The following is a 21,242-nucleotide window of genomic DNA, read 5'->3' on the forward strand; positions in this document are numbered from 1 at the left end:
AGACGAGCACGCATAGACGCGTGCTCGTCGTGGCGCTCAGTCGTCTGCGCTCGCCACGTCACCACCACCACTCAGTCCGCCGGGAACGGTGCCGTCGTCGTTCCAGCCGCGGGCGGCGTAGTACTCGTCGATGGCCGCATCGAGCCCCTCGAGTTCGTAGGGGAGTCGGTCGTCGCTCCGGTCGAACCCGCGGGCGTTGTTGAACGCGCGTTCGAGTTCGACGATGCGTGCGCCCACGTCCATCAGTTCCTCGAACGGGGCGTCGAGCAGTGCGGCGAGCCGGTCGTCGGTGACGAAGTCCCGCGAGAACTTACAGACGACGCCGCTATCGAGAACCGCGTGGTGGTTCTCGCGCTCGACGAGGCGTGCTGCCTTCCCTTCCAGCCCCTCGGGGTTCATCGCCTGGTCGCGGCCGACGAGCGGGTACTCGAGCGCGTAGAACGTCGAGTACATGTGGTCGGCGCCGCGGTTGGCGACCGCGAAGGAGAGCCCCTGGCCGTTGAGTTTCCGGCCGTCGTGGGCGGCGAACTCGAGTCCCTTGACCGTCCAATCCTCGACGCCGAGTTCGTCGTGACAGCGAGCGACCCCCTCGGCGAGCGTGTCGCCGACACCCTCGCGGTGCGCGATTTTCTCCACCGTCTCGTGTATCAGCTCGGAGTCGCCGAAGGCGTCCTCGCTCGCGAGGTAGGCGGCGACGGCGTCGCCGGCGGAGATGGTGTCCATCCCGAGTTCGTCGCAGAGTTCGTTCGACTTCATCACCGACACGATGTCGTCGACACCGGAGTTCGAGCCGAACGCCATCACGGTCTCGTACTCCGGTCCCTCGGTCTCCAGCCCCGACTCCTCGTCGCGGGTGGGGAGCTTGCAGGCGAACGCACACGCAGAGCAGGTGCCCTTCCGGTACTTCTTCTCCTCGACGCGGTCGCCGGATATCCCCTCCGCGCCCTCGAAAGAGAGCTCCGAGAAGTAGTACGAGGGGAGCGCCTCGACCTTGTTCGCGTACTCGGTCATCGAGGCGGTCCCCTGCCGTTTCATGATGTTGTCGCTGGTCGCCGCCTCGCGGTGGACCTCGCCGGTCACGTCGGGGAAGTCGTACTCGACGGGGTCGGCGTCGCCGGAGAACGTTATCGCTTTGACGCCCTTCGAACCCAAGACGGCACCCAATCCGCCGCGGCCGAACGCTCGGTTCTCCGTCGTCATAATCGACGCGAAGCGCACGAGGTTCTCCCCCGCGGGGCCGATGCAGGCGACGGCGTCCTCGTCGAGACCGTGTTCCTCCTCCATGTACGTCGAGACCTCGGAGGTCAGCGCGCCCTCGAGGTCGGGCACGTCCTCGAACTCGACGCCCTCGTCCGTGACGTGCAGCGCGAGCGGTTCGTCGCTCGCGCCCGTAATCTCCACGGCGCCGTACCCCGTCGCCGTGAAGTTGCGCGACATGAACCCGCCGGCGTTCGTCGAACAGAGTCCGTCCGTCAGCGGTGAGACGCTCGTGGCGTTCATCCGCCCGGTGAACGACATCTGAGAGTGCTGGAGCGGACCCGTCGTGAACAACACGCGGTTCGCCGGCGAGAGCGGCTCCACGTCGGTCGGGATTCGGTCGACCGCGAGCTTCGTCCCGACGCCCCGTCCGCCGATGAATCCGGCGAGGACGTCGTCGATGTCCTCCGTCTCGGCCGTCCGCTCGCTCACGTCGACCGTGAGGAGCGGCCCCTGTGCGTGGTGCATGACGTAGGGTTTCGATGACACCCCGATAAACGTTCGTGACCGACTACCGACGGGAGCACGGATAGTCCCGGGCGACTCCGCGACGAGCACCGCGGCTCGGCGTCGGACGGCAGGAGAAACGGAGAGACCGCAGAACCGCTCGCGGGTCGCGTCGTCGCGGCGTTAGCGGGCCGCGGCGGCGACGCGCTCTTTCTCTTCCTTCTGACTGATGGCGTACGACTGGACGTCGTAGTCGGCCGCGCCGATGACGACGCGCGCGAGCGCCTCGGCGGGGCTCGTCTTCGTCTTGTAGGAGCCGTTGTACGTCCCCTCGGCGAGGTACATGATGGCGGAGTCGACGCGACGCTGGGGCGCGACGTCGACGGCCTTCGGGACCGAGATGCCACCGTACTTCAGGCGGACGGTCTCCTCGCGCGGGCCGGCGTTCTCGACGGCCGTCACGAGCACCTGCACCGGGTTCTCCTCGGTGCGCTCGTGGATGATGTCGAGGGCGTCACGGACGATGTTCATCGTCTTCTGCTTGTGTCCCGTGTTGTCCTCCTTCTGCATCAGGCGGTTGATGAGCCGCTCGACGACGGATATCTGGGACTTCTGGAACTGCTTGTTCGCGTGGCGACCCCTCGTGTGGGCGATGGGCGTCACGTTGATGTAGCGCTTCGTGCTCGGGTCGTTGAACTCGATCTCCGAGACGTCCCACTTCTCGAACAGCAGGGCGTTGGAGTCGGCCTGCTCGCTGCTCGCGGGCGCCTCGGGTTCGGGGGCTTCTGCGTCGCTCATTGTGTTATCGGACCGGTTTCTCCGCGTTGCCGCGGACGAGTTCGATCATCGACACGCCGTTGACCTTCTCGACCTTGTAGTTGACACCGGAGAGGTCACCCATGGCACGACCCTTCGCGCCACCGATGCCGGCGATGGTGACCTCGTCGTGCTCGTCGATGAACGAGATGGCGCCGTCGCCCGGACAGAAGGCGGTGACCTGCTTCCCGTTCTTGATGAGCTGGACACGGACACACTTCCGGATGGCCGAGTTCGGCTGTTTTGCTTCGATTCCGACCTTCTCGAGGACGATGCCGCGGGCCTGCGGCGCCCCCTCGAGGGGGTCGGACTTCTTGCGCAGCCCTCGCTCGCGTCGGGCGTACTCCGAGTCGGACCACCGGCGCTTCTGGCGGTCCTTCTTCAGCTTGCGGGCCGCATACTTCCCGTTTGGCATAGTAGCCATTGATTCCTGACGGAGCTACTTAAGCCTCCCTTTTCGGATTCGGCGAGACGGCCGCAGGTCCGATTAGCGACCCTCGAGGAGGAATCTGAGGCCGTTTCGTGGGGTCAGAATCGACGGTTCCTACGGGACGCTCCGCGCCCGTGCGGTCAGGAGAAGTCGTCCTATCGTCACCGCCACGCCGCAGGAGCCGTCCCGTCGTCGCCGCCACGCTGCGCGTAGCGACACCTCGGCGAGCGGTCGACGGGGACGGGCACCGGCCCCACGAGCACCTCGACGGGACGGCGACACGTGTGGTCAGCGGCGACCGCCGGCGAAAGTGCCCCCGGCAGGGACTATCGCTGACGCGGGTCGTACTACGGATAGAACAGCAACTCGAACTCGTCCCCACAGCAGGCACACACGACGTCTTTCCCGTGGATTTCGTCGTTTCCATCGAGTTTCCCGCCGTCGGGCACCGGGAGCGGAATCGGGACGTCCTCCGCACAGGACGGGCAGTCGACGGATACTGACGGCTGAGACATACCCTGTCGTATCACACCCAACTGGTTAGTTATAGAACCCTTACGCCCCCGTCTACGGCCAGTTACCACCGCAGTAACGGAACCCAAACCCTCGGCTACGTCAGCTGGACGTCGTCGATTTCGTGGTGTCGACGCGCCAGTTTCCGGGCGGCCTCGATGTTACGGCCCCGTTTCCCGATGGCGACGCCGCGGTCGGCCTCGTCGACCTCGACGTACGCCACCCGGTCACCCTGCTCGCTGATGGTGACGTGTCTCACGGCGGCAGGCGCGAGCGCGCTCTCGACGAACGCGGTCGGCGTGTCGGCGTTCTCGACGAGGTCGACCTCGCGACCGACCCGTTCCTCGAAGCGTCGAATCGTCCGTCCGCCCGGTCCGATAGCCGTCGACATGTCGCCGGCGGCGACGAGCAGGACGAGACGGTCCTCGTAGACGAGACAGTCGGTGGCGGTCGCGCCGGTCTCTTCCTCGAAGAAGCCGAGGTACTGGCGGGCGTCGTCGCTGAGCGTGACCTTCATCGCGGTGTCCTTGCCGAGTAGGAGGCGACGGGGGTACGTGTGGGTGTCGGCCGAGCGGCGTGGGTTCGGATGGCGTTTCCTCGGGGGGGTTCCCGGAAGACGTCCGAGAGAGCCGCCTACGACACCGGATTCGGGATTGTGGGGTGTCTGAGGAGTGCGATAAACGCCCACATCCCCCCCGCGGCGAACATCCCCACAGCGGACAGCAGCATATCCATCGTGAAAAACGTGACACCGAACACGAATTTCAGAAGCGCGGCAGGGACGCTCGTCGCCCACGGGATACTCGCCGCCGGACTCCGGAGCGTCGGGTAGAGAACCGCGACCGTGATGCCGGCGCCGAGGAGGAACACCATGTCTTGCCAGCCCATCAGCGGCCTCCCGATGGTCGGAGGAGTAGTGACACCATCGTGTCTGTCTCCGTTCCGAGACGGGGATAAACGTTCGCAACTCGGCGGAGACACGCCCGACGGGAACGGCGCTGCTGGGACGTTCCAGAGGAGAGAGCAGTAGCGCCGGCTAGTCGTCCGCCGGCTCGATTTCGGACTCCCCGCCGTCGGTGACCTCTTTGGCGGTGCCGCCGCCGATGGAGCCCATCTTGAGGTCGACGTCGCCGGTGCCGATGGCGACCGGCTTCCCGACGATGACGTTCTCGATGACGCCGTCGAGGTCGTCGAGTTCGCCGTGGATGGCCGCGTCGAGCAGGTGGTTGACGGTGACCTCGAAGGCGGCGCGGGCCAGCACGGACTCCTTCGAGCCGGAGATGCCGTGGCGACCGATGGACTCGATGGTACCGCGGTTGGTCATGATGTCCGACACCAGCATCAGATGGCGGACGTTCACGTCGTCGAGCCCCTGCTCTTCGAGCGTGTCCATCGTCTCGTTGATGATGGCCTCGCGGGCGGCCTCGACGCCGAGGTTACGGTACACCTCGTGGATGTTGTTCGTCGTCGAGCGCGTCCCGTCGACGCCCTCGATGTCGAGCACGTCGCCGAAGGCCGACCCCTCGGTGTAGAGGACGAACTCCTCGCCGCCGTCGTCGAGCTTCTCCTTGCGGATGACGACGCGGGTGACGTCCTCGATGCCCTTGAACACGATTTCGCGGAGCTGTTCGACGAGCTGGAGCAGCTCGCGGTAGCTCGGTTGTTCCGGGCCGAACTGGATGACGGTTCCCTGCCGACGCGTCTCGACGCCGAGGGCGTCCTCGATGGTGTCGGCGATGCGCTGGGCGATCTCGCCCACGTCGTCCTCGCGGGGCCAGCGCTCCTGGAGCGTCTCGTCGTTGAGGTCGACGCGGACGACCATGTCCGCGACGTTCGTCGACACGTCCCCGAGCGCGAGAATCTTCGTCGCCTCGATGGACCAGACGACCTCGTGGGCGCGCTCGCGGTCGTCCGCGTACTCGTCGTCGAGGTAGACGGTCATCATCGGTGTGTCGGGCGTCTTCCGGGCGTCGACGAGTTCGATGAGCCGCGGGAGGCCCTGTGTCACGTCGATTTCCGCGACCCCCGCGTAGTGGAACGTGTTCATCGTCATCTGCGTCCCCGGCTCCCCGATGGACTGCGCGGAGACGGTACCGACGGGGTCGAGCGGGTCGACCCGCGTGTCGACGTAGCGGGTCTCCGTGGCCTTCGCGATGTCGTCGGCCTGCTCGACGCTGATGCCTTCGTGCTCCTCGACGATGCCGTAGATTTCGTCCTTGAGCCGACGGGGGAGTTCGGTGTCCTCTACGACGGCCTCGATGTCCTCGTCGACGTGCTCGTAGTCGGCTGTCGGGTTCTCAGTCATCCGACTCCACCTCCTGGGTCCCGGCCTTGTTCAGGCCCGGCCCGGCGTACTCGGAGAGGTTCGTCGGCGGCTCCTGCGTGCCGAGGAAGCGCGCCTTCTCCTCCTCGCTCGTGAACTCGTTGTCGATGACGCGGTCGGCGATGGAGCCGACGTCGATCTCGTTCTCGACGTTCGAAGACACCTTCACCGGCGAGGTGCCGTCCTCGCCGAACTCGAACTGGACGATGGTGCCCGAGGTGTCCCGGACGGTGCCGTCGTACTGCGCCTCCAGTTCGGACAGCGCGTTGATGAGCCGGCGCTGGAGGTACCCGGACTTCGAGGTACGGACTGCCGTGTCGACCAGCCCCTCGCGGCCACCCATCGCGTGGAAGAAGAACTCCTTCGGCGTCAGCCCGCCACGGTAGGAGTTCTCCACGAACCCGTGGGCCTCCGCGGAGAGGTCGTTCGGCCGGAAGTGCGACAGCGTGCGGTCCTCGTAGCCGCGGTTGATGCGCTCGCCCCGAACCGCCTGCTGGCCGACGCAGCCGGCCATCTGGGTCAGGTTGAGCATCGACCCACGCGCCCCGGAGCGGGCCATGATGACCGCCGGGTTGTCGTCGCCGAAGTGGTCCTCGGCGATTTCGCCGGCCGAGTCACGCGCCTTGCCGAGGCGCTGCATGATCTTCATCTCGAGGGTCTCGTCGACGGTGCGACCCGGCAGCGACTCGAGTTCGCCGGCCGCGTACGTCTCGATGAGCTCCTGAATCTGCTCGTAGGCGTTCTCGATGGCCTCGTCGACCATCTCGTTCGCCTCCTCCGGGATGGACTCGTCGTCGATTCCGAGCGAGAAGCCGAAGTGCATGATGGAGCGCATCGCGAGCGAGGCGATCTCGTTGATGAAGATGCGCGCGCGGGTCTCGCCGTACACCTTCGTGATGGTGTCGACGATCTCCCCGCCGAACGCCCCAACGGCGTCCTCGTCGATGGTCCCCTCGAGGTGCTGGCCGTCCTCGATGACGACGTCGTCGCCGGCCGACGAGGTGAACTCGAGCGAGAGGTCGTCGGGCAGCAGCTCGGAGAACAGCGCGCGACCCGTCCAGTAGGGGTCGCCGGTCTCCGTCTCGCCGTTCGGCTCCGGCAGCGTGTCGACGCTGGTCGCACGCAGCAGGTCGAGCGCCTGCGTCTCGGAGAACTGCGGGTTCTCGTGGGTGAGCAGGTACGTGCCCGAGATGTGGTCCTGGATGGCGCCGATGATGTTCTCACCGAAGCGCGGCGAGAGAATCTGCTCCTGGACGCGCATCAGCACGCGAGCCTCCGCACGCGCCTCCTCGTTCTGGAGCGCGTGCATGTTCATCTCGTCGCCGTCGAAGTCGGCGTTGTACGGCGGGCACACCGTCGTGTTCAGCCGGAACGTCTTGTACGGCATCACCACGACCTCGTGGGCCATGATGGACATCCGGTGCAGCGACGGCTGTCGGTTGAAGATGACGATGTCGCCGTCGATGAGGTGGCGGTTGACCTCCCACTCCTCCTCGACCTTCTCCGCGAGCTCCTCGCAGTTCTTCTCGGTCACCTTCAGGCGCCGGCCGTCGGGGCGCTTGACGTAGTTGGCACCCGGGTGGCCTTCCGGCCCGTTGCTGACGAAGCGCCGGGCGCGGTCGAGGTTGCGCTCGGTGACGTTCATCGTCTGGGTCATCTCGGTGGCGACCCGCCGCGGGACGCCGACCTCGTTCAGGCTGAGCGTCGGGTCCGGCGAGATGACGGTACGAGCCGAGAAGTTCACGCGCTTCCCGGAGAGCGAGCCGCGGAAGCGGCCCTCCTTCCCCTTCAGGCGCTGACTGAGCGTCTTCAGCGGGCGCCCGGAGCGGTGACGAGCCGGCGGCGTTCCCGAAATCTCGTTGTCGATGAACGTGGTGACGTGGTACTGGAGCAGCTCCCAGAGGTCCTCGATAATCAGCTGGGGCGCACCGGCCTCGCGGTTCTCCATGAACCGCTGGTTGATGCGGATGATGTCGACCAGCTTGTGGGTGAGGTCGTCCTCGGAGCGCTGGCCGTTGTCGAGCGTGATGGACGGCCGGGCGGTCACCGGCGGAACGGGGAGGACGGTGAGAATCATCCACTCCGGTCGGGAGCGCTCGGCGTCGATGCCGATGGCCTCGATGTCCTCGTCCGGGATGTCCTCGAACCAGTCGCGGATGTCCGAGGGCATCAGCTTGTTCATGTCCTCCTCGGTGAGGTCGATGTCGAGGGCGCGCTCGATGGCCTTCCGGTCGTCGGCCTTCGGACGGAACTCCCCGGAGAGAATCTGGTTGATCCGGTCGAGCGGGATGTCCGTCTTCTCGGCGAGCTCCTGGGGCGCCATGCCCGGGTCGTCCTCGTCGTCGGGGTCGGGCTGCATCGCGCTCGCGATGAGCTCCGAGTACTCCCCGGAGAGCACGTCCTGAACCTCGTAGTAGGTCGTCGGCTTCTCGTGTTTGATGTCGTGCTGCTTGGTCGGTTCGCCCGTACTCTGGTCGATGCAGTACGGACAACGACCGGCCTTCCGAGCCTGCCGGATGGCCGCCTTCAGCACGTCGTTGGGGTCCTCGCCGAGCTCCTTCGCGCGTTCGAGCTTCTCGGAGAACTCCTCTTTCTCCTCGTCGGTGAGCGACAGCCGACCGCACTCGCGGCAGGTCGCCCGCAGCAGGCGACGGATGAGCTTCGTGAAGCCGACGTGGATGACGGGTGCGGCGAGTTCGATGTGGCCGAAGTGGCCGTTACAAGAGCCCGAGTGCTGGCCGCACGTTCGACACTCCAGGCCGGGGTCGATGACGCCCAGCCGCGGGTCCATCAGCCCCATGTCGATGGGGTAGCCGTCGTCGTCGTAGGTGTCCGCCGTGATGACTTTCGTGGCGGACATGTCGCGGTACGTCTCCGGGTCCATGAGCCCGAACTGGATCGCGCCGAGCTCCTTCGGTGAGTCGAGTGCCATTGTGGTTAGACTGCGTCCTTGAGGTCGATGCGCGGTCGGATGCCGAGGGCGATCATCTCGTCGAGCAGCAGCTTGAACGCGTAGCTGATCTCGAGTTCGTGGATGTTGTCCTCGTCACCGGTGACCGGGTCGTACACGCGGCGGCGGTCGCGGTCCTCGACGGCGACCATCCCGGTGTCCGCGGAGATGTACACCGACTCCTTGTCCGAGGAGTCGAGCAGGCGCTCTTTGAGCGCCATCGCGGCCCCGTGACCGATGAGCACCTCACGCTCCATCTCACCCACACGGAGACCACCCTCGCGGGCGCGACCCTCGGTGGGCTGGCGGGTGAGCACCTGCACCGGACCGCGCGAGCGGGCGTGCAGCTTGTTGCTCACCATGTGGTACAGCTTGTGGTAGAAGATGGTGCCGACGAAAATCTTCGCGTCGATCTTCTCGCCGGTGACGCCGGAGTGCATGACCTCCTTCCCCGAGGAGTCGAAGCCGTGCTCCTCCAGCGCGCCGCGGAGTTCCTCCTCGTCCTCGCCCTGGAAGGCGGTTCCGTCGACGCGCCGTCCCTCGAGCGCGCCGACCTTCCCGCCGAGCATCTCCAGGACGTGGCCGACCGTCATTCGCGACGGCAGGGCGTGCGGGTTGATGACGAGGTCGGGGACGAGTCCCTCCTGGGTGAACGGCATGTCCTCCTGGGGCGCCAGGTGACCGACGACCCCCTTCTGACCGTGTCGCGACGCGAACTTGTCCCCGAGTTCGGGGATACGCTCGTCACGAACGGAGACCTTCGAGAGCTTCGAGCCGTCCTCACCCTCCATCAACGTCACGGTGTCGACGACGCCGTCCTCGCCCGAGCGCATCGTCACCGACGTTTCGCGGCGCTTCTGGGGCGACAGGCCGCCCATGTCGTCGGGCTCCTCGAGGAACCGGGGCGGGCTGGTCTTCCCGAGCAGGACGGAGTTCTCGTCGACGACCGTCTCGGGGTTGACGAGACCGTCCTCGTCGAGGTGGGTGTAGGCGTCCTCGCCGCGGGCGCCGCGCACGTCCTGGCTCGGAATCTCGAAGCGGTCCTCCTGGCCGCCCGGATACCGGCGCTCCTCGCCCTCGTAGGTGCGGAAGAAGTGCGAACGGGCGAGCGCGCGGTCGACCGACCCTTTGTTCATCACGAGCGCGTCCTCGATGTTGAACCCCTCGTAGCTCATCACGGCCACGACGAAGTTCTGGGCGGCGGGGCGCTCGTCGAACCCGATCTGCTCCGTGGTCTGGGTCTTGACCATCGAGAGCTGCGGGTAGTGCATCAGATGCTGGCGCGTGTCCGGCCGGATGCGGTAGTTGGCCGCCGGCAGCCCCAGCGACTGCTTCATCATCCCCGCGCCCATCGTAATCCGGGGCGAGGCGTTGTGTTCCGGGTACGGAATCATCCCGGCGCCGATGCCGAAGATGAGCTGCGGGTCGATCTCGAGGTGGGTGTTGTCGTCGTCGACGTCCTCCTCGTCGACGGCGACGTAGATGTCCTCCTCCTCCTCGGCGTCGATGAACTCGACGACGCCTTCCTCGACGAGGTCCTCGAACTCGAGCTGACCGTTCTCGACGGCCTCGACGTGCTCGTCGGTGAGGCGGGGCTCGCCGTTCTCGACGACGATGAGCGGGCGGCGCGCCCGCCCGGCGTCGGCGTTGACGATGACCTCGCGCGTTCGGTCCTTCACCGAGACGTTGACCATGCCGGAGACGTCGCCGCGCCGTCGCGCCTCCCGAATCTGTTCTGCGAGCTGGTGGGGGTCCGGGTGGGTGCCCACCAGGCTGCCGTTGACGTACACTTTCGCTTCGCGTGCCTGAGCCATTGTATCAGTCGTCCGCGGGTGTCGTTCGGTCGACGCCTTCGATGCCGGGGATGCCCTCGACACCCATCGACGCCAGTTCTCGTTTCAGTCCCTGTTCGTCCGCCACGTTCTGGGAGAGCTCCATCGCCTGTGCGAAGTTCTTCACCAGCCCGCAGTTCGGCCCCTCGGGGGTCTCGGAGGGACAGATGCGACCCCACTGGGTTGCGTGGAGGTCGCGCGCCTCGAAGTGGGGCTGGCTCCGCGACAGCGGCGAACGGAGCCGTCGCAGGTGCGACAGGACGCCCATGTAGTCCGTGCGGTCCACCAGTTGGGAGACCCCGGAGCGGCCGCCGACCCAGTTCCCCGTCGCGATGGGGTGTTCGAGGCGCTCGGTCAGCACGTCGGAACGGACGACGGTGTTGACCGTGAGCTTCCGGTTGCGCATGTTGGCGCGTTCGAGCTGGTACTTCACGTCGCGGGCCAGCTTGTTGAGCGCCGTCCGGAACAGGTCCTTCATCAGGTCGCCGCTGACCTTCAGGCGCTTGTTCGCGTAGTGGTCCTTGTCGTCGGACTCGCGCCGCCCGAGCGCGAGTTCGAAGCAGGCCTCGGCCATCCGGCAGAGGTAGTACGCCTTGTTGATGCGGACCTCCTCCTCGTCGACGCCGTCCTCGTGGAGGTGCGGGAGCAGGTAGCGGTCGATGACGTAGTTCGCCCGCTTCAGCTGGTAGTTCTTCCCCTGGCCGCTGGCGACGCGCTTCCCGAGGGTCTCGATTGCCTCCTCCTCGGTCTGGACGTCGGCCATCTCCAGGTTCTCCAGCATGAACTTCACGATCTCCGGGTCGTCGGAGACGCGGTGGACGATCTCCTCGTCGGATTCGAGGCCGAGCGCGCGGACGAGCGTCACGAAGTTGACGCTGCCCGAGACGGAGGGGAAGGACACTTCGAGCAGGCCCTTCCGGTTGCGTTCGCAGAGCACGAGGGCGCGGTACCCGCGGCGCTGGGAGAACGTCTTCGCGACCTGAATCTCGTCGCCGTACTTCGTGTCGTACTCGGCGAGAATCTTGTTCGGCGCCAGGTCTTCGCTGGTCATCAGGACGCGCTCGGAGCCGTTGACGATGAAGTAGCCGCCGGGGTCGACGGGGTCCTCGCCGATCTGGACGAGCTCGTCGTCGTCGAAGCCGGCGATGTTACACTTCTCGGAGCCGACCATGATCGGCATCCGGCCGACCTTGGTCTCGGCGGAGTCGACGACGACCTCCTCCTCCTCCTCGCCGCCGCGGACGATGGACATCTCCATGAACACCGGGGCGGAGTAGGTGATGTTTCGGAGGCGAGCCTCCTGCGGGTACAGCAGTTCCTCGGACCCGTCGGCCTCGCGGACGCGCGGCGTGACGATGCGTACGTCACCGAGTTCGACGAAGACGGGCTCCTCGCCCTCCTTGTCGCCGATGTCGGTGTCGATGGTCTCCTTCTCGCTGACGACCTCCTGCATGCCGCGACCGAGGAAGTTGTTGAACGAGCGGAAGTGGTGCTCGGCGAGACGTTCCTGTGAGAAGTACTCGCGGGAGACCTTCCGGCGGGCCTGACGGTCGGTCATTCGACCACCAGCCTGTAGACGACCGCGCGGTCGGCCGTTCGCGAGTCACGCTCGATGCGCACCACGTCGCCGGTCTCTGCCTCCGTCTCGCGGAGCGCCGGGTCCGTGCGCTTGATCTTGGGCAAATTGGTCTTGTTCACGTTGTACTCCTCGAGCACCGCCTCGACCTCCTCCGGGTCGTCGAGGACGGTGTGGTCCGGGACGAGTTCGTGTTGGCTTACGTCTACCATGGGTGGGTTCGGCTTCGGCTGTAGGGAGAAGCGGCTGTCACGAGATACTACAGCGAGTTATCGGGCGCATCCATTTAACCCTTGTCAACTCCCGGCGTCAGCCGTCGCTGACCGGGGACCGGCGGCCAGGGCGGCCACCGGGTTCGTGTTACTCCGACGCATGTTATCGGCTGGTAAAACCGTTTCGTCCCCGCACCCCGGTAGCGGGGCTCACACGGCCCGGATATGGTAAGCCTTAATTATCGCACCGGCAAAGCGATGAGTGCAGGAAGCCCGGATGGTGTAGTGGCCCATCATACGACCCTGTCACGGTCGTGACGCGGGTTCAAATCCCGCTCCGGGCGTACTTCTGTCGGACCCTGCCCCCTAACGAGCCGTCTGGGTGTCTCTACGAGTAAAGAGAGTGAAGTCGGCGAGACGAAACGTCTCGCGCTCCCGAGCCGAGGTGCTGGGTCCGACGAACTCAGCTACGAGTAGGTTTGAACCAAAGAGTGAAACGAGCGTCAGCGAGCGAAACGACCGGGGTTCAAACCACGATGCGGGCGTAGGTCTGTCGAACTCGACTCAGCGGCCGGCGTTAGACGTACTACATCAGCCGGAGTGACCCCCGAAGTTATGCGTCGACACGTGTGGCTGTTCGTATGAGTACGAAGCAGCGGGGCGACGAGACGGAATCGCGTCTTCTGGCCGAGCTGATTTCGAGAGGGTACAGCGTCTCCGTTCCCTTCGGCGACAACGACCGCTACGACTTGGTCGTCGACGCCGGCGACTCCCTCTACCGCGTGCAGTGTAAGACCGGGTGGGTCGAGGAAGAGGCGCGAATTCGGTTCAAGACCGGGAGCAAGACGACGAAAGACGGCGTCCCGGTAACGACCGACTACGGCGACGATATCGACTCGTTCGCGGTGTACTGTGCGGAGACCACCACCTGCTACTGGATTCCAGCAGACGAAGCGGGGAAGAAGAGCACCTATCTCCGGGTCGTCGAGGCCGCAATCGACCATCCCTCAGTGAAGTACGCGAGGGACTACCGCTTTGCTCGGAACCTTCCAGAACTGGTTCGGTGATGGTATCGTTCTCACAGCCAATGGGGGTGTCCACGCCGAGCCGACGACTGTCCGTCCGCATATGAGAACGCTTATCTGTCCGTTCGAAGTAGCCACCTGTGCAGGAAGCCCGGATGGTGTAGTGGCCCATCATACGACCCTGTCACGGTCGTGACGCGGGTTCAAATCCCGCTCCGGGCGTGTTCTCCGGCGAACGGTTCCGCGAGCACCGTGTAGCGTGTGCTCGCGATGCTGTGAGCCGTGAATCGCCACTGAAGGGGTTCGAACCAGGGAGTGAAGCGAGCGTCAGCGAGCGAAACGACCGAGGTTCAAATCCCGCTCCGGGCGCTTCTCTCGAACTGCAAACCGGCGAGCCACCGGTCCGACTTCCGACCCCGAAAACAGGGCAACGCTCACACTGCTTTACGTCGGAAGCTATTACAGAGCTGGGAAGTCCGTCACGACGAACCCGTCTGGGTTCCCGAAGACGAAAATCGCCAGCGCGAGCAGCGCGAGCAGGAGGTAGAGCAGAATCCCCCGCGTCGCCTCGTCGATGTCGGGCAGTTCGGGCATCCCCCGTACGTTGCCAATGGTTCTCGTCGTCATAGCGAGCGCTAGTACGTCGTCTCAGCCGATATCCCTTTCTCGGGCGGATGGACGCTCTCGTCGGAGCCGCCTCAGAGAGCGATGAGGGCCGACCCGAGACCGACGCCACCCAGCGCGGCGAGGAGGTTGACCGCCGCGAACTCGGCGGCGTCGGCGCGTCGGTCCTCGGTGGCCAACTCCACGACGCCGACCGCGAACGAGGAGAAGGTGGTGAACGCACCACAGAACCCCGTCCCGACCGCGAGCGTCGTCGGACCGCCGAGTGCGGGGCCGGCGGCGACCACGATTCCGAGCAGGGCGCTCCCGAGGACGTTGACGGCGAGCGTCGCCCGGCGACCGGCGACGATCTGCCCCAGGAGATACCGCGAGACGGCTCCGGCGGCGCCGCCGAGGCCGACGAGGACGACGGCGGACAGCGCCTCCGTCGGCGGTGTGGTCATCGGCGCCCGCCTACCCTGAGTCCCAGGTACGCTGCGGCGAAGCCCAGCGCGTAGTTGGCGGCGACGTTGGCGCCGCCCCAGAGCGGCCCCAGGCTCACGGTCTGGACGGCGAACGTGCTGTAGGTGGTGAACGAGGAGAGGAGCCCCGTCGCCAGCACCAGTCGGACGCGCTCGTCCGCGACCGCCGTCACCAGCGCGCCGAGCGCGAAGCTCCCGAGGACGTTCACCGCGAGCGTCGACGGCGCCCCCGGGAGGGCGAGACCGAACGCGTATCGGAGGCTCGCACCCACGAACCCGCCGGCCGCGATCAACCCGAACCGAACGGCGCGTTGCATTCGACCGCCCGGTCACGGCGCCCCTACTCGTATGCGTCGTTTTCGGTGCCAGGGCGGTCGGAACCGCTCTCGGGAGTACTGCTCGCGCGGGGACTCGCACCCCCGTGTGGCGTGTCCCGCTCGCGCACGCGGACGGCGTGGACCGACTCGGTCGCGTCGTCGACGACCAGCGCCTCGCCGACATCACTCGGGAGGCGCTCCGCCCACGAGCCGTCGAGGTAGGTGGGCCGGCCGGCGGCGAGGGCGTCGAGGTCGGCCTCGGAGGTGAGTCGGTGCGAGACGAGCAGGTCGGCCTGCGAGACGGCGACGGGTGGGAGCGCGCTCGGACGTTGGGTGGCCGCGACGAGGCTCACCCCCGGCGCCCGCCCGCGCGTCAGGAGCGTCCGGAGCGGGCCGTCGGCGACACCACCGAAGAAGGCGTGGGCCTCGTCGAGGAGAAGCCACGGCAGTCGGTCGGCGCCTGCTCCGGCGTATTCCCCTCGCCGTGCCTCGACCCGGGCGTCGTAGAGGAGGCCGGCGACCGCCGCACAGACGGCTCCCATCGCCGGTTCGGGGAGGCCGGCGCAGTCGACGACCGTGGCCGCGCCGCCGAGCAGCGAGTCGGCGTCAAGCGGTGTGGACTCGGTGTCGGCGGCACCGCCGGGGTCGTCTCCGCCCTCCGACTCGAAGACACCCCACGACCCGGCTACGTCGAGATGGTTGCGTGCGGCCCGGCGGGTCGGCGCCGTCGCGTCGGCGTCGGCGACGTGCCGACAGATTCCGTCGAGGGACGGCGAGTCGCGGGCCGCGCTCCACACGAGCGCACCGGGGCCCCCGGCGGGGTCGAGTCCGACGAGTTCGGGCCACGCGGCCGGCGGGATGGCCGCCGCGGGGACGGTCGGTTTCCGAATCACGCTCGCCGGGACGGCGGCGCGTTCCCCCCGGCCGCCCTCAGCGAGCCCCGCGAAGACGCCCATCGGGTCGACGACGACGGGTGCGACCCCCTCGACGCGCGCGGTCGCCTCCGCCAGAACCCCGAGCGTGTGGGACTTTCCCGTCCCGCGCTTGCCGACGACGAGCGCGGCGTGGGGTCGGTCGAGGTCGAGGCCGACCGACGCGCCGCTGCTCCCGTCGGGGGCGCGATACGAGCCGAGGTGGCCGACCGGTCCCCTCGCGTCCGGCAGTCGTCCGAGGACGTGCATGGCGGGAGTGGTTCCGTTCTCCCGTATGAACCCTCGTCCGGAGATTCAAGTAGTGAGACGGGACCACGCCGCCTCATGTCCGAACCGAACCGCGGCTTCGACCTCGACGCGGCCGTCCAGTCTCTCGCCGTCGACCGTCTCCGGCGCGACGAGCGCGCCATCGAGGGGCTCCCCATCCGACTCGTCATCGCGCTGGTCGTCGGCGTCGCCAGCCTCTCGGTGATGATGAACATGATTTCGGGCATCGGCGGCCTCGCCGTCACCGAACTCGACGCCCGCCCGTCTCCGGAGGTCGTCACCCCGGGCACACACGACCTCGAAATCGCCGTGGTCGGCGCCGACGGCGACCCCGTCGCCGACGCGACGGTCGTCGTGAAGAGTGGGACCGCGGAGATGGGCGGCGTCCGGACCGCGACGACGGACTCGTCGGGGTCCGCGACGGTGGAGGTCTCACCCGACCTGCGACCGAACCAGGAGGAAGGGACGCTCGTCATCGGCATCAAACCACCCGCGGGGAGCGAGTACGCCGACAAGCGCGGGAACACGAAGGTGCTGGTCGTCGCCGGGTGAGTTCCCTGTCACAGAGGTCCTCTCCGGCGGAACGACTCACCAGGCATCGTCCAACAGCGACCGGCCGAACACCCGCCAGGGTGGGCTTCCGTGAGCCAGTTCGTCGCGAAAGCCACGACCAAAGCGACTGGGTCGAACTTCCCGCCTCAAAGCGCCCGTTCCAGCGCGCTCGCCACCGAGCGGGCCTTCTCGGCCAGTTCGGACGAGAGGTTCCCGGCGGCCTCGGCCTCGTCGAGTTCGTCGTCGTCGACGCGTTCGACCGTCCCGTCGCGGTGTTTCACTACGTCGACGTGGAGGTCGACGTAGCGGACCGCGTCCGGGAAGCACTCCACGGGCGTACAGACGTTGACGTAGGTGCCCTTCGGCTCCCCCTCCGAGTCGCGGTAGACGGTCGGGTACCACCAGCGGCCCTCGCGGAACTTCGTCAGCGCGACGTCGCCGGCCTCGCGCTCGACGCCGAGGGCGTCGTAGCTCCCGCCGGGAGACATCTCGCGCTCGACCGCGAGCGTCCCGTCGGCCCCGCGGTCGACGACCGCCCCGCGACCGAGGACGACGAGCCGCCCGTCGGGCTTCCCGTGGGCGATTTTGACCGAGTCGCCCTCGACCGGGCCGAACTGGTCGGTGACGACGCCGAACGGGAAGTCGAGGTCGTCGTCGTGGTCGTCACTGCTTTCGGAGTCGGGACCGCCGCTCGCGCCGCCGAAGTCACACAGCGCCTCCGCGAAGTCGACCCCGGCGCTCGCCGCGTCCGAGCCGGCCTTCACTCGGTGGTGGCCGGGCATCGTCGTCGTCACCGCGCGTCGGCGACCGTCGAGCGAGAACCGACACTCGCGGCCGAACCAGACCCAGCTGGTCGCCGCCGGGGCGACGAGTCGGCGGGGGTCGGCGAGTTCGTCCGCCGGCGGTCCGGCGTCGGCGAGCGCCTCGTCGATAGCCTCCGCGCGCTCGCCGGCGGTCGCGAGCGCGTCGCCGAGGGCGTCCATCCCGGCGTCGGCCGCGGCTCGGGACCAGCGGACGCCCCAGCCGTCGGGTACGTCAGCGCCGAGGAGGTCGGTCATTCCGGCGAGTTCGCGGGCGGCACCGTCGTCCCGCCCCTCGACGCGGGTCCCCTCGCGGCCGCGTTCGAGCGTCGCCAGGCCCCCGTAGGCCAGCACGTCGGTCGTGAGTTCGGAGCGTCGGTCGGCCCACGGCGCCGCCGCGTTCAAGACGCAGACGCGGACGGCGTCGCCCTCGTCGACGTAGCCGTCGGCGTCCGAGAAGGGGAGGAAGCCCTCGATGGCCAGGGACCGGGAGCCACCGGCGCCGGCGTCGTCGCCATCGCCGTCGACGCTCCCGAGGTCGACGACGGCGCCGCTCCCGAGCGTCTCGGTCACCACGCCGTCGAAGAGGGCGCCGGTCGGCGCCGGGTCGGCCCACGAGAGGGCGTCGACGCCGACGCCGTGGAGACGGTCGGCGACGCTCGCGACGACCGACGACTCGCCGTCGACGCCGACACCCTGCCGGTCGTCGGTCGTGTCCACGGTCGCGTCGTGGTCGGCGAGCGGGAGGTCGGCGTCGAAGCGCCGGCGGATGGGCGCCGAGGCGCCGACCACCTCGTGACCGGCGTCGAGCAGGAGCCGGGTGAGCGCGGTCGCGTAGATGCCGCGGACGCGGACACGGCCCGTGTCGGGTTCGGGCTCGGGGTCGGTCCCGACTCCGTCGCCGTCGGCTGTCGGCTCGGCCATCGTCAGAGCGCGTCCCGACTTCGGGCGAACCGCACGCGGTCGTTCACCGTGGGGCCGAGCGAGAGCTCCACGACGTCGGGTGGGTCAGCGTCACCCTCACCCTCGACGAGCACCCGGCCGTCCTCGATGGGAACGCCCCACGAGTCGAACCGGAGGTACCCCCGGAGGTCGGCCGCGTGGGTGTAGACGTCGACGTGGTCGACCGTGTGCTCCTGCACGTCGGTGGCGCTGTGGGCCATCTCCATGTCCGAGTAGAACGTGTCGGCGGCGGCTCCGTCGTCGGCGCCTACGTTGCCGCCGTCTTCATCGGCGGCGGCTCCGTCGTACGCGTCCGCCTCCTCGGCCGTCCCGAAGAACGACTCGAGGGCCGCGGCGTCGGCCGCGACCGCGGCGGCGACGTGGTCGGAGGCGGCTCGGAGTTCCGCCTCGTCCAGTCCGACCTCGCGGAGCGCCGCCTGCGTTCGGGGGTCGAAGTGCATACTCGGCGTGCGGGTTGCCGGGGACAAAGGCCCGCCGGTTCGGTGCGGCACGGAGCGGCCCAGGCTGATTCGGGCAGATCGGAATAATTCGGGTTGGCGGGGAGAGGTCGGCGGACGGAACCCGACGTGCGACCGGCCTGCCGGGTCTATTATGTCGTGTCCGGCCCAACTTCGCGGCATGTCGAAACAGCGGGACCGGGACCCGGTGGCGAAGGCCGCCGACGGGTCGAGGGACCTCTACGACGTCGCGTCGTGGGAGGAGCGAACCTCCCTCGACGGACTGGCCGTCGCCGTCTACTGGCTGCTCCGGACGGTGGCGAAGGTCGGACTGATTCTCGTCGCCCTCGTCATCCTGGCGGCGATTACGCTCGGCAGCGGTCTCCTGACGGGAGCGGACCCGCTGCTCGGGGTCATGACCGCCCTCTCGGTCCTCCCGGCGCTCGCGCTCGTCGGGTACGTCTGGTACAGCGACGTGACGACGGGTGAGCCGCTCTCCCTCCTCGTCGCCACGTTCCTGTTGAGCATCGTCACGGCGAACTTCGCCGTCGTGTTCAACTCCGTCCTCCAGGCGCCGTTCAACGCCCTGGGCGGGCTGGGGATGGTGCTCTTCTTCTTCGTCGTCGTCGGCCCAGTCGAGGAGACCGTGAAGCTCCTCGCGGTCCGGTTGTACGCGTACAACAGCTCCCGGTTCGACTCCGTCGTCGACGGCGCCGTCTACGGCGCGGTCGCCGGTCTCGGCTTCGCGACCATCGAGAACTTCATCTACATCGCCAGACAGGTGGGCACCACCGACGTGTCGCTCGGACTCGGACTCGTCGGCGCCGGCGGCGGTATCACCGCCATCCGCGCGCTCGCCGGTCCGGGCCACGTCATCTACTCGGCGTTCGCCGGTTACTACCTCGGCCTCGCGAAGTTCAACGGGGAGAACGCCGGCCCCATCGTCGTGAAGGGGCTCATCATCGCCGCGTTCATCCACGCGGCGTACAACTCCACGGTCGGTATCGCGTCGGGGCTCATCGAGGCGGTCACCGGCCTCCCGGGGTTCGCCGCGTTCCTCGTCTACATCCTGCTCTACGACGGCCTGTTCGGACTGCTCCTCCTGCGGAAGATTCGCCGCTACAGCCGGACCTACCAAGAGGTCCACGACGGCCGCGGCGACCGCGACGTGCGCCCGGAAGCGACCGAGTTCGAGTGAGTCGGATGCTGACGACGCGGGGCCACCCCGACCGCGTCGCTCACACGCCCACTTCGCTGACCCCGAGCACCGCCCCGCAGTGTGGACACTCCCAGACGGTCGTGCCGCCCTCGAACCGTGCGTCCGTGTCGCTCTCGACGACCTCTACCAGTTCTTCGCCACAGCCGAGACAGTGACCCACGGGTGAGTCGTCGCCTGGAGGTGCGAAAAGTGCGTGGGACTGGGAGTGCAGGAGACGAACGCGTTCAGGGGCTCTGGATGCGCTCCTCCGGCGGGATGAACGAGCCGACGGAGACGGTGTACATCGTCACCGTCGCGACCCGGACGAGGTAGGAGACGAGCACGGCGACCGGCAACGAGACGAGCCCCGCCGACACCGACGCGACGACGGGAAGCCACGCCGCCGGGAGGGTGAGCGATGGCGGCGAGCCGCCGACGTACACTTGCGCGAAGAAGTACGCGACGGGGACGGCGACGACCCCCGTGTAGATGAGCCGCCGGGACAGTTGGGCGAGGTCCTGCTGGAGCGCGAGCGTCTTGAAGAACTGGCGCACGGTGGCGACTCCCTTCAGCAGTTCGAGGATGTCGTCGAGCAGTTCCATCGACTCGTCGGGGAGCGAGCCGCCGAGTTCGCTCTGGAGCCGACGGGTGGTGTCCATCTTGTCGGCGTACTGCGTGCCGAGGGTGATGAGCAGTACGTCGAACGTATCCTCGCTCCCCTCCGCGTCCCCGAGGTGTTCGGCGTACTCGACCATCCCCTGGACGTACTCCTCGATGTCCACGTCCGTCTCCGGTTCGGCGTCCGCGTCGCCGACGTGGCGCTCGAACTCGGCGGCCTCGCGCTCCAACGTGTCCGCGATGAGCGCGAGAAAGGAGCCGGGGTCGTTCGGGCTGGTGTGGACGTCCGCTATCTCCTCCACCGTCCGCCGGAAGTCGAGGTTCCCCTCCAGTTGGTCGGTGAGTTCGTGGGGAGCGCCGAACACCCGCGAGAGGATGAGCTGGTTGATGGACAGCGTGACCGTGATAACCGTCAGCAGACCGGAGAGCATCCCGCTCGACAATACCGTCGAGAGGTTGCTCCCGGCGCCGACGTAGACGAAATCCGCCTTCACCAGCGCCCAGCAGAGGACGGTCACGAGCGCCGCGAGTCCGACCGCGAGCCGCGTCCGGTCGCCGGTGAGCAACACCCACCGCTTGGCCGGGTTCGCCACGTCGCTCTTCTGTTCCTGTGCCATCTCGCGTTCGGCTCTCGATGCTCTCGGCTGGGGGATAAGTCGACTGGTCGCGTGGCTGACCCGACCGGCGTGCAT

General features: G+C 67.6%; 22 protein-coding genes and 2 tRNA genes. 5 read left to right on the top strand and 19 right to left on the bottom strand.

From position 1 onward, the window contains the following. Positions 1–36: 36 nt before the first annotated feature. The 11 genes from N5095_RS16200 to N5095_RS16250 all read right to left on the bottom strand — a co-directional run bounded on the left by N5095_RS16200 (position 37) and on the right by N5095_RS16250 (position 12,356). Positions 37–1,725: an aldehyde ferredoxin oxidoreductase family protein gene (locus tag N5095_RS16200; RefSeq protein WP_267624089.1), complete on the bottom strand. Its 1,689-nt coding sequence runs from the start codon at positions 1,723–1,725 to the stop codon at positions 37–39. Between the two features lie 162 nt (positions 1,726–1,887). Beyond that, a complete protein-coding gene (locus tag N5095_RS16205) occupies positions 1,888–2,502 on the bottom strand; it encodes a 30S ribosomal protein S7 (protein ID WP_267624090.1) in 615 nt (204 codons plus the stop codon). Between the two features lie 4 nt (positions 2,503–2,506). Next, positions 2,507–2,935 (bottom strand): 30S ribosomal protein S12, encoded by a 429-nt coding sequence (locus N5095_RS16210; RefSeq protein ID WP_267624092.1) that lies wholly within the window; start codon positions 2,933–2,935, stop codon positions 2,507–2,509. Between the two features lie 362 nt (positions 2,936–3,297). After that, on the bottom strand, positions 3,298–3,465 hold the full coding sequence (locus N5095_RS16215) for a hypothetical protein (RefSeq protein WP_267624093.1): 168 nt from the start codon (positions 3,463–3,465) through the stop codon (positions 3,298–3,300). Between the two features lie 95 nt (positions 3,466–3,560). Further along, positions 3,561–3,980 (bottom strand): NusA-like transcription termination signal-binding factor, encoded by a 420-nt coding sequence (locus N5095_RS16220; RefSeq protein WP_267624094.1) that lies wholly within the window; start codon positions 3,978–3,980, stop codon positions 3,561–3,563. Positions 3,981–4,096: 116 nt separating this feature from the next. Further along, the gene (locus tag N5095_RS16225) at positions 4,097–4,351 is read right to left on the bottom strand and encodes a hypothetical protein (RefSeq protein WP_267624095.1); all 255 of its coding nucleotides are present in this window, start codon (positions 4,349–4,351) and stop codon (positions 4,097–4,099) included. Between the two features lie 148 nt (positions 4,352–4,499). After that, positions 4,500–5,768, bottom strand: a complete 1,269-nt coding sequence (gene rpoA2, locus N5095_RS16230; RefSeq protein ID WP_267624097.1) for a DNA-directed RNA polymerase subunit A'' — start codon at positions 5,766–5,768, stop codon at positions 4,500–4,502. Beyond that, a complete protein-coding gene (locus N5095_RS16235) occupies positions 5,761–8,718 on the bottom strand; it encodes a DNA-directed RNA polymerase subunit A' (protein WP_267624099.1) in 2,958 nt (985 codons plus the stop codon). Before N5095_RS16235 ends, rpoA2 begins: the two co-directional genes overlap by 8 nt. Before the next feature lie 5 nt (positions 8,719–8,723). Then, positions 8,724–10,550, bottom strand: a complete 1,827-nt coding sequence (gene rpoB / locus N5095_RS16240) for a DNA-directed RNA polymerase subunit B (protein WP_267624100.1) — start codon at positions 10,548–10,550, stop codon at positions 8,724–8,726. Positions 10,551–10,554: 4 nt separating this feature from the next. After that, the gene (locus N5095_RS16245; protein ID WP_267624102.1) at positions 10,555–12,126 is read right to left on the bottom strand and encodes a DNA-directed RNA polymerase subunit B''; all 1,572 of its coding nucleotides are present in this window, start codon (positions 12,124–12,126) and stop codon (positions 10,555–10,557) included. After that, positions 12,123–12,356, bottom strand: a complete 234-nt coding sequence (locus N5095_RS16250; RefSeq protein ID WP_267624103.1) for a DNA-directed RNA polymerase subunit H — start codon at positions 12,354–12,356, stop codon at positions 12,123–12,125. The genes N5095_RS16245 and N5095_RS16250 overlap by 4 nt, the downstream gene beginning before the upstream one ends. A 271-nt stretch (positions 12,357–12,627) precedes the next feature. Between N5095_RS16250 and N5095_RS16255 the strand changes: the two genes are divergently transcribed. From N5095_RS16255 to N5095_RS16265, 3 genes are all read left to right on the top strand, one after another. Then, positions 12,628–12,700: transfer RNA gene (locus N5095_RS16255), tRNA-Asp, on the top strand. 297 nt (positions 12,701–12,997) lie between these two features. After that, positions 12,998–13,423: a group I intron-associated PD-(D/E)XK endonuclease gene (locus N5095_RS16260; protein WP_267624105.1), complete on the top strand. Its 426-nt coding sequence runs from the start codon at positions 12,998–13,000 to the stop codon at positions 13,421–13,423. Between the two features lie 107 nt (positions 13,424–13,530). Next, positions 13,531–13,603: transfer RNA gene (locus N5095_RS16265), tRNA-Asp, on the top strand. 237 nt (positions 13,604–13,840) lie between these two features. Here the strand turns inward: N5095_RS16265 and N5095_RS16270 are convergent. From N5095_RS16270 to N5095_RS16285, 4 genes are all read right to left on the bottom strand, one after another. Next, positions 13,841–14,008, bottom strand: coding sequence for a hypothetical protein (locus N5095_RS16270; RefSeq protein WP_267624107.1), 168 nt, complete (start codon positions 14,006–14,008; stop codon positions 13,841–13,843). 71 nt (positions 14,009–14,079) lie between these two features. After that, positions 14,080–14,448: a fluoride efflux transporter FluC gene (locus N5095_RS16275; RefSeq protein WP_267624108.1), complete on the bottom strand. Its 369-nt coding sequence runs from the start codon at positions 14,446–14,448 to the stop codon at positions 14,080–14,082. Continuing rightward, positions 14,445–14,783, bottom strand: a complete 339-nt coding sequence (locus tag N5095_RS16280) for a CrcB family protein (protein WP_267624109.1) — start codon at positions 14,781–14,783, stop codon at positions 14,445–14,447. Before N5095_RS16280 ends, N5095_RS16275 begins: the two co-directional genes overlap by 4 nt. 23 nt (positions 14,784–14,806) lie before the next feature. After that, positions 14,807–15,964 (bottom strand): ATP-binding protein, encoded by a 1,158-nt coding sequence (locus N5095_RS16285; RefSeq protein ID WP_267624110.1) that lies wholly within the window; start codon positions 15,962–15,964, stop codon positions 14,807–14,809. 75 nt (positions 15,965–16,039) lie between these two features. On the opposite strand from N5095_RS16285, the gene N5095_RS16290 reads away from it, so the two are divergent. Continuing rightward, on the top strand, positions 16,040–16,534 hold the full coding sequence (locus N5095_RS16290) for a DUF7382 domain-containing protein (protein WP_267624112.1): 495 nt from the start codon (positions 16,040–16,042) through the stop codon (positions 16,532–16,534). Between the two features lie 146 nt (positions 16,535–16,680). Here the strand turns inward: N5095_RS16290 and N5095_RS16295 are convergent, their stop codons facing one another. After that, positions 16,681–18,258 carry a ribonuclease FAU-1 family protein gene (locus tag N5095_RS16295; protein WP_267624114.1) on the bottom strand — a complete coding sequence of 526 codons (1,578 nt, stop codon included), beginning with the start codon at positions 18,256–18,258 and terminating at the stop codon, positions 16,681–16,683. 2 nt (positions 18,259–18,260) lie between these two features. Beyond that, complete coding sequence (locus N5095_RS16300; RefSeq protein ID WP_267624115.1) at positions 18,261–18,737, bottom strand: DUF7532 family protein; 477 nt, start codon at positions 18,735–18,737, stop codon at positions 18,261–18,263. A 178-nt stretch (positions 18,738–18,915) separates the two neighbouring features. On the opposite strand from N5095_RS16300, the gene N5095_RS16305 reads away from it, so the two are divergent. Next, positions 18,916–19,932: a PrsW family intramembrane metalloprotease gene (locus tag N5095_RS16305; protein ID WP_267624117.1), complete on the top strand. Its 1,017-nt coding sequence runs from the start codon at positions 18,916–18,918 to the stop codon at positions 19,930–19,932. Positions 19,933–19,972: 40 nt separating this feature from the next. Here the strand turns inward: N5095_RS16305 and N5095_RS16310 are convergent, their stop codons facing one another. After that, entirely contained in the window at positions 19,973–20,113 is a 141-nt protein-coding gene (locus tag N5095_RS16310) for a hypothetical protein (RefSeq protein ID WP_267624118.1), read from the bottom strand. Positions 20,114–20,177: 64 nt separating this feature from the next. After that, positions 20,178–21,167: a DUF7972 family membrane protein gene (locus N5095_RS16315; RefSeq protein ID WP_267624119.1), complete on the bottom strand. Its 990-nt coding sequence runs from the start codon at positions 21,165–21,167 to the stop codon at positions 20,178–20,180. Positions 21,168–21,242 lie beyond the last annotated feature (75 nt).

The organism is Halobium salinum (assembly GCF_026586625.1).
Classification (GTDB): Archaea; Halobacteriota; Halobacteria; order Halobacteriales; family Haloferacaceae; genus Halobium; species Halobium salinum.

Excerpts from the sequence above, each read along its gene's own strand:
- N5095_RS16225 (WP_267624095.1), bottom strand. The coding sequence starts at position 4,351 with ATGGGCTGGCAAGACATGGTGTTCCTCCTCGGCGCCGGCATCACGGTC.
- N5095_RS16220 (WP_267624094.1), bottom strand. The coding sequence starts at position 3,980 with ATGAAGGTCACGCTCAGCGACGACGCCCGCCAGTACCTCGGCTTCTTC.
- N5095_RS16235 (WP_267624099.1), bottom strand. The coding sequence starts at position 8,718 with ATGGCACTCGACTCACCGAAGGAGCTCGGCGCGATCCAGTTCGGGCTC.
- N5095_RS16280 (WP_267624109.1), bottom strand. The coding sequence starts at position 14,783 with ATGCAACGCGCCGTTCGGTTCGGGTTGATCGCGGCCGGCGGGTTCGTG.
- N5095_RS16245 (WP_267624102.1), bottom strand. The coding sequence starts at position 12,126 with ATGACCGACCGTCAGGCCCGCCGGAAGGTCTCCCGCGAGTACTTCTCA.
- N5095_RS16260 (WP_267624105.1), top strand. The coding sequence starts at position 12,998 with ATGAGTACGAAGCAGCGGGGCGACGAGACGGAATCGCGTCTTCTGGCC.
- N5095_RS16315 (WP_267624119.1), bottom strand. The coding sequence starts at position 21,167 with ATGGCACAGGAACAGAAGAGCGACGTGGCGAACCCGGCCAAGCGGTGG.
- N5095_RS16205 (WP_267624090.1), bottom strand. The coding sequence starts at position 2,502 with ATGAGCGACGCAGAAGCCCCCGAACCCGAGGCGCCCGCGAGCAGCGAG.
- N5095_RS16200 (WP_267624089.1), bottom strand. The coding sequence starts at position 1,725 with ATGCACCACGCACAGGGGCCGCTCCTCACGGTCGACGTGAGCGAGCGG.
- N5095_RS16295 (WP_267624114.1), bottom strand. The coding sequence starts at position 18,258 with ATGGCCGAGCCGACAGCCGACGGCGACGGAGTCGGGACCGACCCCGAG.
- N5095_RS16285 (WP_267624110.1), bottom strand. The coding sequence starts at position 15,964 with ATGCACGTCCTCGGACGACTGCCGGACGCGAGGGGACCGGTCGGCCAC.
- N5095_RS16210 (WP_267624092.1), bottom strand. The coding sequence starts at position 2,935 with ATGCCAAACGGGAAGTATGCGGCCCGCAAGCTGAAGAAGGACCGCCAG.
- N5095_RS16215 (WP_267624093.1), bottom strand. The coding sequence starts at position 3,465 with ATGTCTCAGCCGTCAGTATCCGTCGACTGCCCGTCCTGTGCGGAGGAC.
- N5095_RS16290 (WP_267624112.1), top strand. The coding sequence starts at position 16,040 with ATGTCCGAACCGAACCGCGGCTTCGACCTCGACGCGGCCGTCCAGTCT.
- N5095_RS16305 (WP_267624117.1), top strand. The coding sequence starts at position 18,916 with ATGTCGAAACAGCGGGACCGGGACCCGGTGGCGAAGGCCGCCGACGGG.
- rpoB (WP_267624100.1), bottom strand. The coding sequence starts at position 10,550 with ATGGCTCAGGCACGCGAAGCGAAAGTGTACGTCAACGGCAGCCTGGTG.
- N5095_RS16275 (WP_267624108.1), bottom strand. The coding sequence starts at position 14,448 with ATGACCACACCGCCGACGGAGGCGCTGTCCGCCGTCGTCCTCGTCGGC.
- rpoA2 (WP_267624097.1), bottom strand. The coding sequence starts at position 5,768 with ATGACTGAGAACCCGACAGCCGACTACGAGCACGTCGACGAGGACATC.
- N5095_RS16250 (WP_267624103.1), bottom strand. The coding sequence starts at position 12,356 with ATGGTAGACGTAAGCCAACACGAACTCGTCCCGGACCACACCGTCCTC.
- N5095_RS16270 (WP_267624107.1), bottom strand. The coding sequence starts at position 14,008 with ATGACGACGAGAACCATTGGCAACGTACGGGGGATGCCCGAACTGCCC.
- N5095_RS16300 (WP_267624115.1), bottom strand. The coding sequence starts at position 18,737 with ATGCACTTCGACCCCCGAACGCAGGCGGCGCTCCGCGAGGTCGGACTG.